The organism is Pseudomonas sp. KH_050 (genome assembly GCF_057838875.1).
In genome coordinates this window covers 2,311,037-2,325,999 of the sequence record NZ_CM174478.1, presented here as the reverse complement: position 1 = coordinate 2,325,999, position 14,963 = coordinate 2,311,037, and the positions used below count along the sequence as shown (strand labels likewise).

13 protein-coding genes are annotated in these 14,963 nt (G+C 60.7%); 3 read left to right on the top strand and 10 right to left on the bottom strand.

The window, feature by feature from the left end; genetic code table 11:
* Positions 1-12: 12 nt before the first annotated feature.
* The 4 genes from AC3IUA_RS10600 to AC3IUA_RS10585 form a co-directional block, all read right to left on the bottom strand.
* A complete protein-coding gene (locus AC3IUA_RS10600) occupies positions 13-1,515 on the bottom strand; it encodes a CoA-acylating methylmalonate-semialdehyde dehydrogenase (RefSeq protein ID WP_489360685.1) in 1,503 nt (500 codons plus the stop codon).
* Between the two features lie 42 nt (positions 1,516-1,557).
* On the bottom strand, positions 1,558-2,367 hold the full coding sequence (iolB, locus tag AC3IUA_RS10595) for a 5-deoxy-glucuronate isomerase (protein WP_489360683.1): 810 nt from the start codon (positions 2,365-2,367) through the stop codon (positions 1,558-1,560).
* A complete protein-coding gene (gene iolE / locus AC3IUA_RS10590) occupies positions 2,364-3,272 on the bottom strand; it encodes a myo-inosose-2 dehydratase (protein WP_489360681.1) in 909 nt (302 codons plus the stop codon). The genes iolB and iolE overlap by 4 nt, the downstream gene beginning before the upstream one ends.
* 243 nt (positions 3,273-3,515) lie before the next feature.
* The gene (locus tag AC3IUA_RS10585; RefSeq protein ID WP_489360679.1) at positions 3,516-5,453 is read right to left on the bottom strand and encodes a bifunctional 5-dehydro-2-deoxygluconokinase/5-dehydro-2-deoxyphosphogluconate aldolase; all 1,938 of its coding nucleotides are present in this window, start codon (positions 5,451-5,453) and stop codon (positions 3,516-3,518) included.
* A 300-nt stretch (positions 5,454-5,753) separates the two neighbouring features.
* On the opposite strand from AC3IUA_RS10585, the gene AC3IUA_RS10580 reads away from it, so the two are divergent.
* The gene (locus AC3IUA_RS10580) at positions 5,754-6,674 is read left to right on the top strand and encodes a MurR/RpiR family transcriptional regulator (RefSeq protein WP_489360677.1); all 921 of its coding nucleotides are present in this window, start codon (positions 5,754-5,756) and stop codon (positions 6,672-6,674) included.
* Between the two features lie 18 nt (positions 6,675-6,692).
* Here the strand turns inward: AC3IUA_RS10580 and AC3IUA_RS10575 are convergent, their stop codons facing one another.
* Positions 6,693-7,559, bottom strand: coding sequence for a patatin-like phospholipase family protein (locus tag AC3IUA_RS10575; protein WP_489360675.1), 867 nt, complete (start codon positions 7,557-7,559; stop codon positions 6,693-6,695).
* A gap of 779 nt (positions 7,560-8,338) precedes the next feature.
* Between AC3IUA_RS10575 and AC3IUA_RS10570 the strand changes: the two genes are divergently transcribed.
* On the top strand, positions 8,339-8,905 hold the full coding sequence (locus AC3IUA_RS10570) for a hypothetical protein (RefSeq protein ID WP_489360673.1): 567 nt from the start codon (positions 8,339-8,341) through the stop codon (positions 8,903-8,905).
* 1,085 nt (positions 8,906-9,990) lie between these two features.
* Here the strand turns inward: AC3IUA_RS10570 and AC3IUA_RS10565 are convergent.
* The 4 genes from AC3IUA_RS10565 to AC3IUA_RS10550 form a co-directional block, all read right to left on the bottom strand.
* A complete protein-coding gene (locus AC3IUA_RS10565; RefSeq protein WP_489360671.1) occupies positions 9,991-10,920 on the bottom strand; it encodes a hypothetical protein in 930 nt (309 codons plus the stop codon).
* Positions 10,921-11,215: 295 nt separating this feature from the next.
* Positions 11,216-11,632 carry an SRPBCC family protein gene (locus AC3IUA_RS10560; RefSeq protein ID WP_489360669.1) on the bottom strand — a complete coding sequence of 139 codons (417 nt, stop codon included), beginning with the start codon at positions 11,630-11,632 and terminating at the stop codon, positions 11,216-11,218.
* A gap of 35 nt (positions 11,633-11,667) precedes the next feature.
* Positions 11,668-12,465: an SDR family NAD(P)-dependent oxidoreductase gene (locus AC3IUA_RS10555; RefSeq protein WP_489360667.1), complete on the bottom strand. Its 798-nt coding sequence runs from the start codon at positions 12,463-12,465 to the stop codon at positions 11,668-11,670.
* 16 nt (positions 12,466-12,481) lie between these two features.
* Positions 12,482-13,492: an aldo/keto reductase gene (locus tag AC3IUA_RS10550; protein ID WP_489360665.1), complete on the bottom strand. Its 1,011-nt coding sequence runs from the start codon at positions 13,490-13,492 to the stop codon at positions 12,482-12,484.
* 115 nt (positions 13,493-13,607) lie between these two features.
* Here AC3IUA_RS10550 and AC3IUA_RS10545 point away from each other — a divergent pair, with 115 nt between their 5' ends.
* Complete coding sequence (locus tag AC3IUA_RS10545; protein WP_489360663.1) at positions 13,608-14,513, top strand: LysR substrate-binding domain-containing protein; 906 nt, start codon at positions 13,608-13,610, stop codon at positions 14,511-14,513.
* A gap of 10 nt (positions 14,514-14,523) precedes the next feature.
* On the opposite strand, the gene AC3IUA_RS10540 is transcribed toward AC3IUA_RS10545, so the two are convergent.
* Entirely contained in the window at positions 14,524-14,772 is a 249-nt protein-coding gene (locus AC3IUA_RS10540) for a DUF1652 domain-containing protein (protein ID WP_489360661.1), read from the bottom strand.
* Between the last annotated feature and the right edge of the window lie 191 nt (positions 14,773-14,963).

Here is a 14,963-nt window from a genome sequence, read left to right as displayed (position 1 = left end):
GGATCGATAGGTTTATTTAGCGGTCGGCATGCTGAATTCCGGACCCTTGGCGATGCTGTCCGGCCAGCGTTGCATCACGCTTTTGTAGCGACTGTAGAAGCGAATGCCTTCTTCACCGTAGGCGTGGTGATCGCCGAACAGCGAGCGCTTCCAGCCGCCGAAGGAATGCCAGGCCATCGGTACCGGGATCGGCACGTTGATGCCGACCATGCCGACCTTGATGGTCCGCGCGAACGCCCGGGCGATGCCGCCGTCGCTGGTGAAGCAAGACACGCCGTTGCCGAACTCGTGGGCGTTGATCAATGCCACCGCGCTGGCAAAATCGGCGACCCGGACAATGCCCAGCACCGGACCGAAGATTTCCTGACGGTAGATGCTCATCTCGGTCGTGACCTTGTCGAACAGCGTTGCGCCGACAAAGAAACCGTTCTCCGCCCCCGGTACCTTGAAGTGGCGGCCGTCGACAATCAGCTGCGCGCCCTGGGCCACGCCTTCGTCGATAAAACCTTCGACTTTGGCCTTGTGCTCGGCGGTGACCAGCGGCCCCATGTCGCTGTCGCCCTGCATGCCGTTGCCGACCTTCAACTGGTCGATGCGCGGCAGCAGCTTGGCTATCAGCCGGTCGGCGACATCGCCCACCGCCACGGCAATCGAAATCGCCATGCAGCGTTCACCGGCCGAGCCGTAAGCGGCGCCGATCAAGGCGTCGGCGGCCTGGTCCAGATCGGCGTCGGGCATGACGATCATGTGGTTCTTCGCCCCGCCCAGCGCTTGCACGCGCTTGCCGCGGGCCGTGGCTTGCTGGTGAATGTATTCGGCGATTGGCGTCGAGCCGACAAAGGAAATCGCCTCGATGTCCGGGTGTTGCAGCAACGCATCGACCGCGCTCTTGTCGCCCTGCACGACGTTGAACACACCGTCCGGCAACCCGGCTTCGGTGAGCAGGCGAGCCATCAGCAAACTGGCCGACGGGTCGCGCTCGGAGGGCTTGAGGATGAAGCAGTTACCGGTGACCAGTGCGATCGGGATCATCCACAACGGCACCATTACCGGGAAGTTGAACGGGGTGACCCCGGCGCAGACGCCCAGCGGCTGGCGCAGGTTCCAGTTGTCGATGCCGCCGCCGATGTTGTCGCTGAACTCGGTCTTGAGCAGGTTCGGCGCGCCGCAGGCGTATTCGACGATCTCGATGCCGCGGGTGACTTCGCCCTTGGCGTCGGAGAGGACCTTGCCGTGTTCGCGGCTGATGATTTCTGCCAGCTCTTCGTGATGACGATCCAGCAGTTCCTTGAACTTGAACATCACTCGCGAGCGACGCAGGGACGATTGCTCGGACCAGGCCGGGAAGGCCTGCAAGGCTGAGGCGACGGCTTCATCGACGGTCTTCTGGCTGGCCAGCCCGACCCGCGCCTGGACGCTGCCGGTGGCCGGATTGAACACGTTGCTGAAGCGCTCGCTGCCACTGTCCTGCGTTTGGCCGTTGATGTAATGGCCGATTACCGGGGCGTCACTCATTGTTATTGTTCTCCCATCTGAAAGTTAGAAACGCTGCGAGGCCTACAGATCCAGCAGCCAGCTGTGCCGCGGGTCGTTATGGAACTGCCAGACGCGTTTGGGCCCGGCCATCACGTTCAGGTAATACGACTCGTAACCGTAGGGCACGCTGACCGGGTGATAGCCCTTGGGCACCACTACCAGGTCGCTGTTTTCCACAGCCATGGACTGGTCGATGCTGCGGTCGTCGGTGTAAACCCGCTGAAAGACAAAGCCCTGGGGCGGGTTGATCTGGTGGTAATAGGTCTCTTCGAGGAAGCTCTGGTGCGGCAGGTCGTCGGTGTCGTGCTTGTGCGGCGGATAGCTCGACGAATGCCCGGACGGCGTACGCACCTCCACCACCAGCAGCGAATGCGCCGGTTCGGTGTCCGGCAGGATGTCGCAGACGTAACGGGTATTGGCGCCTTTGCCGCGTACGCTGCGTTTCATGTCTTGTGGTTTGATCAGCCGGGGGCCAAGGCCGTTGCCGGTCGAACCGGGCGCGGCGCAGACGGCGATCTGCACATCGCTCAAGGCCAGCACTTGCGCCTGACTGCCTGGCGGCAAGTAGGCGGCAAACGGCGACTTGTCTTCAAACACCGACTGCCGGTCGCCGATGTTGTCCCAGTTGAAGGTGCCCTGCCCCGGGACTTCGCCCTGGATCGTCACCCGGCCACTGAGCAGCACCAGGCATAGCTCTTTATCACCGGCACTGACCGGCAGGGATTCGCCTAGGCTCAGGCGGTAGGCGGCAAAACCGACGTACTCCAGTTGACCGGCGCCGAGTTCGACCATGGTCTGGCCCTGGGCGTTGCTTTTGACCAGCAGGCTCATTGTCCAGTACTCCGGTTAGCCAGGGCGGCATCGAGAAGTGCGCGCAGCGTGTGAAAACCCTTTTTCGCGTAGACATAACTCGGCGCCACCGCCGGGTCCTGCTCGGCCTCGACCACCAGCCAGCCCTGATAGTCGGCCGCCAGCAGCACATCCAGCAGCGCGGCAAAGTCGATATCGCCGTCGCCGGGCACGGTGAAAGTGCCGTTGATGATGCAGTCCGGGAAGCTCCAGAGGTTGTTGCGCGCCAGTTGCACCACCGGTTTGCGCACATCCTTGAAGTGCACGTGGCACACGCGGTCGATGTGTTTACGCAGCACTTCCAGTGGTTCGCCACCCCCCATGTAGCAGTGCCCCGAATCGAACAACAGCCCGACTTCACTGCCAGTCAGGCTCATCAATGTGTCGATGTCGATCGGGGATTCGACGTAGGCGCCCATGTGGTGGTGATAGGCCAGGCGCACACCTTGGGACAAGGTGAAACGCGCCAGTTCGGTGAGCTTGTCGGCGTATTCCTGCCAGGCCTGTTCGGTGTGGAAACGCGGACGTTCAACCAGTGGAATCGGCTGGCCCTGGATCGAGTCGGCGACTTCGCCGTAGACCAGCACCTTGGCGCCGTTCTTCGCCAGCAGCTCGACGTGGCTGCCGATGGCGTCGATTTCCTCGGCCGCCGAACGCCGGGCCAGGCGGCTGGAGTACCAGCCGGAAACGAGTGCCAGGTCATAAGGCCGCAGCACATCGCCGACGCCCTTGGCGTCCTTGGGGAACTTGCCGTTGAGTTCAAAGCCCTCGTAGCCGATCTCCTTGCCCTCGCTCAAGGCGGTGCTCAGCGGCGTCTCCCCGCCGAGGGCCGGCAGGTCGTCGTTGCTCCAGGAAATCGGGTTGATGCCAATTCGGATAGCGGGCATGGCTGCACCTTTTGTTGTTTTCTGAAAAAATTGCTGACTGTGAATCTGACCTCATAGGTCGAACACGTGTGGCGAGGGGGCTTGTCGGAACGCCGCATCGCCCCGTTCGGCTGCGTAGCAGTCGTAAACCCAGTAAACGCGGAGTGCCTGACGAAACACGGTGGCAATTTTCAGGCCTGCTTCGCAGTCCAACGGGGGCAAGCCCCCTCGCCACAGAAAGCCCCCAGCCACAAAGGCCGCCATTCAACCCCGGGCCGTGCGCCAGGCCTCGATCAATTCAACGAAGGTGCCCTGCACTCGCTGGATCAGCGCTTCGTCATCGATTTCCCCGGCCAGCCAGGCTCGGCTGGGCTCCTGGAAAATCGTCCGGCCGACGGCAAAGCCGCGGCAGGTCTTGCTCTGACTGGCTTGCTGAAAACCTTCGGCAAGGGCCGCGGCCGGCGCGTTCAAGCCCAGCAGCACCACACCCCGGCAATAGGGGTCACGCTCTTGAATCAGGGTGTCGAGTTGCTCCCATTCGGCAGCACTCTGCGCCTCGATCTTCCACCAGGCGGGGTAAATGCCAAGGTTGTACAGGCGCTTGATGGCGCGGTAGAGCACATCCGGATGGGTTGACGGGTGATCCTTGGGCGGGATGATTTCCAGCAGCAATTCATGGCCGCTGACTTGCGCCGCCTGGTACAGGCTCTTGATCTGCGCTTCCTGCTCCAGGCGCAGCAATGGCTCGTCATCCGGGTGGAATTGCACCAGGCATTTGATGATCTGTTCCTGGGGCCAGGCGATCAGGTTGCTGCCAATCGAGCGACCCTGTTCGAAGGCCAATGGCCGCGAACCCTGGACTTCCACCGGACGCGCAACCCACCAACCGCGACCGGTGGCGGCGTTCAGCGAGTCCTGGCCAAAGCGCTGGTCGGCCAACAGACCGACATCCGCTTCGATGCCTTGTTTGCGCAAGTCGGCCTCGACCCGCTCCACCGCCTTGATGAACAGCTGCTTGAGTTCACCAATGCTGCTGAGCTCACGTCCGCCCTTTTGCGCCAGCTCGACCAGCTGCCAACGGTGGTCGAAGGCAAAGATAAACAGTTGTTTCCAGGCCTTGCGCGGCACGCTGACCTGGTGCAGGCGCTGAAGCACCGGGTCCTGATCGGGCCGGGTAATCGGTACCGGGCTGTTGAACAGGTAATCCAGTTCGGCACGGGTCGGCATCGCCGGGGCGCAGGCGTGGCGCGACACCACCAGACCGCCGCAGGCGTTGGCCAACTGGCAGCAACGCTGGTCGCTCGCGTCCTCCAGCCAACCGCTGAGGAAGCCCGACATAAAGGCATCGCCGGCCCCCAGCACATTGAGCACTTCGACCCGCACTCCGGGATAGATCGCGCCGTCTTCGAGCCGCGCCGGGATCGCCCCATGAATCACCGTGCAGCCTTGCGGGCCGAGCTTGACCACCAGGGTCGCGGCCGTCAGCGAACGCACGGTGCGCAGTGCGCCGAGCAGGTCTTCGCTGCCACCGGCAATCAGGAACTCTTCTTCGGTGCCGACAATCAGGTCGAAGCGCGGGAGGATTTTCTGCACATGCTGGCTGACCTTCTGGTCGGCAACAAAACGGGTTTCGCCGTCCGCCTTGCCGGCCAGGCCCCAGAGTACCGGGCGGTAGTCGATATCCAGCACCCGTTTGACGTTGTGCTTGCGGGCGTAATCCAGCGCCTGGATGCTCGCCTTGTACACGCCGTCCGTGGAGAAATGCGTGCCGGTGATCAGCAAGGCTTTGCTGGAAGCGATGAAGGATTCGCTGATGTCCTCGGCACGCAACGCCATGTCGGCGCAGTTCTCGCGGTAGAAGACCAGGGGAAAGGTTTCGCGGTCCTTGAGCCCGAGCAGCACCATGGCGGTCAGGCGCTCCGGATCAAGCTTGACCCCGCTGATGTCACAGCCTTCGCGGGCCAGGGATTCGAGCAGGAAACGCCCCATATGATCGTCGCCCACCCGGCTCAACATCGCCGACTTGAGACCAAGGCGTGCGGTGCCAAAGGCGATGTTCGCCGATGAACCGCCCAGGTACTTGGCGAAACTGCTGACATCCTCCAGCCGCGCACCGACTTGCTGTGCGTAGAGGTCGACGCCAAGGCGCCCGAGGCAAATCAGATCCAATTGACGCCCACTGGCAAAACGAGTCTGGCCCATGCTGGCTCCTGTTATTTTTATCAGCCTGCGTTCGCCGCGGTGCAAGCGCGAACACTTTTGGTGTGGGACCAGACTAAAACGTCTCGCGACCCCGATCAATATTTATTCTATAAATTTTTTACGTGGAATATTTTTTCCATTAAGCTTGACGAAATTCAAGTGCATCGATTCAGCACTCGACCCCTGACTTCACGCTCAAGATTTTATTTGCGCCTACCCTGTAGACTGCGCAAGCCAACCTAGTGTCGAGGGCCGGCACTTACCCGCCGTCCCTGAAAGAACCAGCCAGAAGGATTCTTTATGTCCCGCACCGATCAGCCGGCTACGCCCGGGAGCACGCCCGAGAGCGACCTCGTCAGCCCCCCGATCAATGCCGAGCGCCTGCTGCAGCTGATCACCGACGAATACGAAAGCCTGCCGCGCCAGCTCAAACGCATCGCCAGCTACATGAGCCAGCAAAGCGACCGAATCATGGTCGACCGCATCAGCGATATCGCTCGCGAGTGCGAAGTGCACCCCTCGGCCATCGTGCGTTTCTCCCAGCGCTTCGGTTTCAGTGGTTTCAGTGAGATGCAGGCGTTGTTCCGCGAGGCCTACACCCACAAGACCACGCCGATGCAGAACTACCAGCAGCGCATTCGCAGCATGATCGCCAACAAGTCGCAGAAGGCCAGCGGCGGTGACCTGGCGCGAGAATGCATCAACGCCACGCTGTCGGGTATCGAACGCCTGGGCCTGGAACTGGACGATCAGGCCTTCGACAAGGCCGTGGACCTGGTGGTGAATGCCGATAACATCTACGTGGTCGGCGTGCGCCGTTCCTTCGCGGTGGCCGATTACCTGGTCTACAACCTGCAGCACACCAACAAGCGCATCCACCTGGTCTCGGGCCTGGGCGGCAGTTACCGCGAACAGATGCGCAGCGTGCGCGCCAACGATCTGGTGATCGCCATCAGCTTCACGCCGTACGGCAAGGAAACCCAGCATTGCCTGCGTATTGCCCAACACCACCAGGCAAAAACCCTGATCATCACCGACAGCAACCTGTCGCCCCTGGCCAAGCGCGCCAATACCGTGCTGCTGGTCAATGAGGGCAGCTCGTTCGCTTTCCGCTCGTTGAGTGCCACCTTGTGTCTGTGCCAGGCGCTGTTTATCGCCGTGGCCTATCGCCTGGAATTGAAGGTCGACGAGATTCACGAGCAGGTGGGGTTCGAGGACTAGGCCTGGATGCAATCCGGCTTACTTCGGGTGGTGAGTGTGGGCCTGCAATGAACCCGGCACCCCGGTGCGCACCAGCCCGCCTTTCGCGATCCAGTCCTGGGTCTGCTCATAGGCCCGTCGTAGCAGCAGATCGGTCTGGCTGAAGTCGAACACCGAAATCCCCAGCGGGCACAGCGGCGCCACCACATGGATAGCGGCCCGCGACGAATACAGCTCAATGTCGCGAACCAGTTGGCGCATGCTCATCAGGTTCAGGGTGTGCAACGCCAGCGCCACCAGCCCGGTCGGCGGCTGTGGACAGGCACAACCGAATCCGGTCGGCACCACCACGACACGGGTTGCTCCCAAAAATACCGCACTGGCAATCGGCGTGTTACTGGTCACACCGCCATCCACCAGCCATTTGTCGCCGATCCGTACAGTGGGGAACACCAGCGGAATGGCCGCGCTGGCGAGCAAGGCCTGTTCAACGCTGCCGCTCGACAGCAGTTCGTCGGTGCCGGTGAGCAGGTTGGTGGTGACGATGTACAGGGGCAATTCGGTCTGTTCGATCAAGGTCACCGGCAGCGCCCGACGCACCAGTTGCTGGAGTGCCGAAGACTGCAGCAGATAACCGCGCCGACGCAGGATCGCGGCCAGGGTATCGGTCAGCGAAAACGGAAACACATCTGCCTTGCGCAACCCGCGCCAGAAGTCCGCCAGCTCGGCGACACCCTGGGCAGTGGGCCTGGCTGCGAAATACGCGCCATTGATCGCCCCGACCGAAGCACCGATCACCAGATCGAAAGCCACTCCGGCTTCGAGCAGCGCCCGCAACATGCCGACCTGAACCGCGCCGAGACTGCCACCGCCGGCCAGCACCAGTGCAGTTTTAACCGTGTCCATGGCAGGCCTCCCGCGTCAACCCGACACCTGAATCAACAAGCATAGCTGGCGGATGGACGCCGTTACCAAGTGCTCAGGCAAAGGTTTGCCGCTAAATTGGCAGCCGTCATTGCACCGTTGCTCATCACAAAGGAGTTGTCCATGAAGCTGATCGGAATGCTTGATTCACCTTACGTTCGCCGCGTCGCCATTAACCTGAAATGCACGCTGACCGCTTACATCCACCATTTCGCGGGTGTATGCGAATCTGCGTAGGAGCTGCCGATAGGCTGCGATCTTTCAGCGATTTGACGACCGTCGAAGATCAAGATCAAAAGATCGCAGCCTGCGGCAGCTCCTACAGGGATTTGCGTACACCCGGGCAATGGTGGATGGACGTGGTCGGCGTAGGAGCTGCCGATAGGCTGCGATCTTTCAGCGATTTGACGACCGTCGAAGATCAAGATCAAAAGATCGCAGCCTGCGGCAGCTCCTACGCGGGATTTGCGTACACCCGGGCAATGGTGGATGGACGTGGTCGGCGTAGGAGCTGCCGATAGGCTGCGATCTTTCAGCGATTTGACGACCGTCGAAGATCAAGATCAAAAGATCGCAGCCTGCGGCAGCTCCTACACGGGATTTGCGTACACCCGGGCAATGGCGGATGGACGTGGTCGGCGTAGGAGCTGCCGATAGGCTGCGATCTTTCAGCGATTTGACGACCGTCGAAGATCAAGATCAAAAGATCGCAGCCTGCGGCAGCTCCTACGCGGGATTTGCGTACACCCGGGCAATGGCGGATGGACGTGGTCGGCGGAGCTGCCGATAGGCTGCGATCTTTCAGCGATTTGACGACCGTCGAAGATCAAGATCAAAAGATCGCAGCCTGCGGCAGCTCCTACAGGGATTTGCGTACACCCGGGCAATGGCGGATGGACGTGGTCGGCGGAGCTGCCGATAGGCTGCGATCTTTCAGCGATTTGACGACCGTCGAAGATCAAGATCAAAAGATCGCAGCCTGCGGCAGCTCCTACAGGGATTTGCGTACACCCGGGCAATGGTGGATGGACGTGGTCGGCGTAGGAGCTGCCGATAGGCTGCGATCTTTCAGCGATTTGACGACCGTCGAAGATCAAGATCAAAAGATCGCAGCCTGCGGCAGCTCCTACAGGGATTTGCGTACACCCGGGCAATGGCGGATGGACGTGGTCGGCGTAGGAGCTGCCGATAGGCTGCGATCTTTCAGCGATTTGAAGACCGTCGAAGATCAAGATCAAAAGATCGCAGCCTGCGGCAGCTCCTACGCGGGATTTGCGTACACCCGGGCAATGGCGGATGGACGTGGTCGGCGTAGGAGCTGCCGATAGGCTGCGATCTTTCAGCGATTTGACGACCGTCGAAGATCAAGATCAAAAGATCGCAGCCTATCGGCAGCTCCTACGCGGGATTTGCGTACACCCGGGCAATGGTGGATGGACGTGGTCGGCGTAGGAGCTGCCGATAGGCTGCGATCTTTCAGCGATTTGACGACCGTCGAAGATCAAGATCAAAAGATCGCAGCCTATCGGCAGCTCCTACGCGGGATTTGCGTACACCCGGGCAATGGCGGATGGACGTGGTCGGCGTAGGAGCTGCCAATAGGCTGCGATCTTTTAGCGATTTGACGACCGTCGAAGATCAAGATCAAAAGATCGCAGCCTGCGGCAGCTCCTACAGGGATTTGCGTACACCCGGGCAATGGCGGATGGACGTGGTCGGCGTAGGAGCTGCCGATAGGCTGCGATCTTTCAGCGATTTGACGACCGTCGAAGATCAAGATCAAAAGATCGCAGCCTGCGGCAGCTCCTACACGGGATTTGCGTACACCCGGGCAATGGCGGATGGACGTGGTCGGCGTAGGAGCTGCCGATAGGCTGCGATCTTTTAGCGATTTGACGACCGTCGAAAATCAAGATCAAAAGATCGCAGCCTGCGGCAGCTCCTACGCGGGATTTGCGTACACCCGGGCAATGGCGGATGGACGTGGTCGGCGTAGGAGCTGCCGATAGGCTGCGATCTTTTAGCGATTTGACGACCGTCGAAGATTAAGATCAAAAGATCGCAGCCTGCGGCAGCTCCTACAGGGATTTGCGTACACCCGGGCAATGGCGGATGGACGTGGTCGGCGTAGGAGCTGCCGATAGGCTGCGATCTTTTAGCGATTTGACGACCGTCGAAGATCAAGATCAAAAGATCGCAGCCTGCGGTAGCTCCTACAGGGATTTGCGTACACCCGGGCAATGGCGGATGGACGTGGTCGGCGTAGGAGCTGCCGATAGGCGGCGATCTTCTCCGGCCTTCGGCGGCTTTGAATTGCAACGTCAGATCACGTAAGCAGCGCAATCAGGATAATGATCGGGATCGGTACTCCGAGGAACAACAGCAGTAATGAGCGCATGGTCATTCTCCTGGCTTAGCGAACGGGCGGCAGTGAAGTGGTGCGAACATAGTCTTCGGTTTCGAGATACTCCACGGCATCCCGACTGCGACCGCCAAAGGTCGCGGCGAAGCTGGCGAAAAACGCACCGCAGAGCAGCGCGACAAACATCCACAGCGAACTCCAGGCAGCGGCTTTGCTGGCGGTCGCGGCGGCTTGTTTTGCGTCCGCTACGGCCTGCCGGGTCTTGGCGAACACTTCGTCGACCCGGCGTTCGGCATCGGGCTGGCTGAGGTTGGTGCGCTGGGCGACCAGTTGTGCCAGATAGCTACGATCCTCGACCGCCAACTGGCCATCGTTACCCAGGCTGCGCGCGAAGATTCGCGTCACCGTGCCATGCACCGCGTCATCGCTGACCGCCGCCGGGCGATCGTCACGGAACAGGCTGTCGACGAAGTAGCCAAAATCGCCACCGCTGCTGTTGCTTGCGGCATTGCCAGCGACTTGGGTCATCGCGCTGGTTGCACCGGAGGCCACGCTGGCACCGGCCTGCACCCCGCCGCTGACGAGACTGCTCAGCGAGCCGAGGACCAGGGTCGCGGTCACCAGGGTCGCGACCGCCCAGGCCAGAAAGCCATGGGCAGTGTCGCGGAAGTACACCTCATCGCCATGCATGTTTGCCCACTTCACCCGCAAGCGACCGGCAAGGTAACCGCCCATGCCGGATGCAACGATTTGGGTGAAGGCCAGCCAGACAATGGTCGAGATGCCCAGACTCTTGGCGCTGATGCCGCTGTTGGCCCACGGCGAGACTGCCGAGAAACCCAGCCCGAAGCCAAGCACCACCAGCACCAGCGACAGCGCAGCCGCAGCCACGGCCCCGGCAAATATCGCCGCCCAGGAAACCCCTGAGTGGCTGCTCGACTCGTCCAGCGCAGTGAGATAAGTATCAGTGGTTCTATTCATTGTTGTTCTGCTCCCGCCATGAAATGGAGTTACAACTCTCACGGGAGAAATTGCAGTCAGCGTGCCAATCGCGAACTTTTGATAAATCGCTTTATTTCAATGAGTTGGTTTTTCCCCTTGGCGCTCGACCATGCAATTTGCACTAGCCGGGCAATATCGGCGGGTTTTATGCACTGGGGGCGGGCTTGAGAAGAGAAGGCAATTTGCGCTTATAGCTTTTGCGGGTTCACGCTTGAGGTGGGCACCAGCCAGCGCGGCGGTGCGCGGCTGGTGCTTTAATGTCTACGCCCTCGACTCAATCCTGGAAATTGGCCAGCAACGCCTCCAGTCCTCCACGGTAGATGCCGGTAAACAACTCCACCGCCTCCTCTTCACTGACGCCGACCGGGGTAAAGCGCCCCGCCCAGGTGACTCGCGAGGTGTGACCGCTTTCGAGCATTTCAACGCGCAAGGTGGCCAGGTAATCGGTCACCGGAAACGGTGCCTGGCTGATCGAATAGCTGTAGGAACGCATGGCATTGTCAAATGCCTCGAGGCGCTCGACGATCACCAGGCCGTCCACGGTTTGCAGGCTGCGCACCCGCCCGCCTTCGCTGAGTTCGCTTTTGACAATGAACGGCAACCAGTCCGGCAGCGAGTTGAAGCCGCCAATCAATTTCCAGACTTGATCGGCCGAAACCGGGACATCGATGAATTCTGAGGCATTAGCCATGCAAGTTTCTCCAAAAAATCAAGGTTAAAAAAGCTTCAGATCGCCATGCTGTCAACTACACCACCGTCGACCCGCAAGGCCGCGCCGGTGGTCGCCGAAGACAGCGGCGAAGCGATATAGGCCACCAGGTTGGCGACTTCCTCGACCTCGGCCGCACGCTGAATAATCGAGGTCGGCCGCGCCTTGCGCACAAACTCATCGGCTTCTTCACGGGCGCTGCGCCCGGATTTCGCAATAGCGTCCTTGAGCATGTGTTCCAGGCCATCGGTGAAGGTCGGCCCCGGCAAGATTGAGTTGACCGTGACTCCGGTTCCCGCCAGACGCTTGGCCAAACCATGGGACACCGCCAGATTGGCACTTTTGGTGACGCCGTAGTTGATCATGTCTCCTGGCGTGGCGATACCCGATTCGGAGGACAGGAAAATCACCCGCCCCCACCCTTGGCCGATCATGTCCGGTACGTAATGTCGCGCCAGGCGCACCCCGGAAATCACGTTGATTTCATAGAAGCGCGCCCACTCACTGTCGTGGGTGTCGAAGAAGTCGACATCGTTGAAGATTCCCAGATTGTTGACCAGAATGTCCGCTCGTGGCTCGCTGGCGAACAGCTGCTCGGCGCCTTCGACGGTGCCCAGATCCGCCTCCAGCCCGCGCAGTTTGGCCTCGGGCACACTCTGAAGGATATCTCTCAATGCGTGCTCGACCTTGGACGACTCGCGACCGATCACCACCACCGTGGCCCCGGACTCGGCCAGTGCCTTGCTGATGCCCAGCCCGATTCCGGCGGTGCTGCCGCTGACAATCGCGAGTTTTCCAGTCAAATCAATGTTCATATTCGGCTCCAGATGCTTAAGCAGTGGGTAAAGGGGCACTGGCAGAAATCAAATGAGCCTCGCGCAGCGCCTGCCAGAACGCGCGCGGGATTTTTGCCGATAAAGCGGCAACGTCTTCAGCGATTCGACCTGGACGACTCGACCCCGGAATGACCGCGGCAACCGCCGGGTGGGCCAGGGAGAACTGCAATGCCGCTGCCTTGATGTCGACCCCATGGGCCTGGGCGATACGCTTGATATGTTCGACTTTGTTGATGATCGCCGGGCTGGCTTTCTGGTATTCGAAATGCTCGCCACCAGCCAGAATCCCCGAACTGTAAGGACCACCGACAACGATCTCGACCTTCTGCGCCAGCGCCGCATCCATCAAGCGTTGCAGGGCACGGTCGTGGTCTAACAGAGTGTAGCGACCGGCCAGCAGAAAGCCGTCTGGTTGCGCCTCAGCCAGATCAAGGGTCAGCTCGCAAGGTTCGACGCGATTCACCCCCAGGCCCCAGGCCTTGATCACGCCCTCTTCGCGCAGGCGGGTCAGCACTTTGAAGGCGCCGGTGCGCGCCTGATTGAAGTATTCCAGCCACTGATCGCCATAGAAGTCCTGAGCGATGTCGTGAATCCAGACGATATCCAGACGGTCGGTCTGCAGGCGTTCAAGGCTGTCCTCGATCGAGCGCAAGGTCGCATCGGCGCTGTAATCGTTGAGCATCTTGTTCGGCCGACCGTGTTCGAATACCCCGCTCTTCTCGCCTAGATCACGGTGGGTGGCGTCCTCGACTGCATCGAGGATGACCCGGCCGACCTTGCTGCTGAGCACATAGTCGTCACGGTTGTACCGGCCCAGGGCCGAGCCCAGACGCAACTCCGACAGGCCCGAACCATAAAAGGGTGCGGTGTCGAAGTAACGTACGCCTGCGTCCCAGGCCGCTTCGACCGTAGCCAGTGCTTCTTCCTCGGGGATGGCGCGAAACATGTTGCCCAACGGCGCGGTACCGAAGCCCAGAACGCCGGGCAGTTTGTCTTTCAGACTCATGGATCAATCCTCATCAGGTCATGGCCACTTGAGTGACCGTTGAGCAGATTCTGGATTGCGAGGATCGGACCGTCCAAGACATAATATGCAGCAGTTAAGTCCCTCCAGGTCTCACATGATCGACTTCCGCCAACTCCGTTACTTCGTTGCCGTCGCCGAGGAAGAACATGTCGGTCGCGCCGCTGAACGGCTGCACATTTCCCAATCCCCGCTGAGTCGGCAGATCGCCCAGCTGGAAGAACGCCTGGGCCTGACCTTGTTCGAGCGCAGCCAGCAACGTATCCGCCTGACCCGCGACGGCCAGACTTTCCTGGCGGAAACCCGCGCCCTGCTGACCCATGCCAACCGCCTGGAATCCCTGGGGCGGAGGCTCGGCCGTGGCGAAGAAGGCGGGCTGTGCATCGGCTACATCGAAAACGCCATGCACGCCGGGGTGCTGCCGAATGCCTTGCGGGTCCTGCGCGGATCCCGGCCAAGCGTGCACGTCGCGCTGTACAACCTGAGCTCCATCGAACAGCTTGAGGGGTTACGCCAAAGAAGCCTGGACATCGCCCTGGTCAGCGAACCGCCCGCCAATGACGATCCGGATCTGCAGAGCCTTCAGGTGCTGGATGACCCAATGCTGTTGGCGCTGCCCGAACAGCATCCGCTGGCCAGCCAGGCGCAACTGACACCCGCGGATCTGGCCGCACAGGAGTGGATTGGCGTGCAACCGCGCCAGGATGCGGCCAGTCGTGATGACTTTGTCTCTGCCTGCATCCGCGCCGGCTTCACCCCGGACATCCGCATGGAGGCGACCGAACCCTTTACCGCGCTGGGGCTGGTGGCCTCCGGATTGGGCATCGCGATGATCCAAAAAGGCCTGAGCCGTAACGCGCCACCCGGCGTGGTGTTGCGGGAAGTGCCATGGATTTCCTTCACCACGCCGTTGTGGGCGGCCTGGCACCGGATCAATCTGCGCCCGCTGGTGGAAACCTTCAGGAAAGTACTGACCGAGCCGGTGACGCAGGTTTCGGCGTGAATACGGTCGGCTACGCCGTCCCGGAGCGGTCGAGGCTGTTGCTCTGCAATTCGTAGCGCAGTTCTTCAATCAGGGCCTGAACATCTTCCAGGGTTTTCAGCTTTTCCGGACGCAGGCCACCGACCACCAAATCGACCCGGCCACTGACAGGGTCATAGACACGCACCGTCAATGTCGGCCCGGGACACAGATCGCAGTCGCACGCCAGCGGCAGGAAACTCTGCTGCAGATAACCGCGCAATAACGATAGGGAAATCACCCGAGGATACCCAGGGTTTTAACGGCGACTGCATCGACTGCAGCATTGATCTGTTCGCTGTACATGTAACGTTCCTTAGCCTGCTTTAAAGGGATCGCGACACCCATCCAAAAAGAGGGATGTCGCTATTCAAAGAGTAAGAAACGCCCATAGCCGGCAGAAGCTGAATTTGCACTGGCTGACCTAGTGCA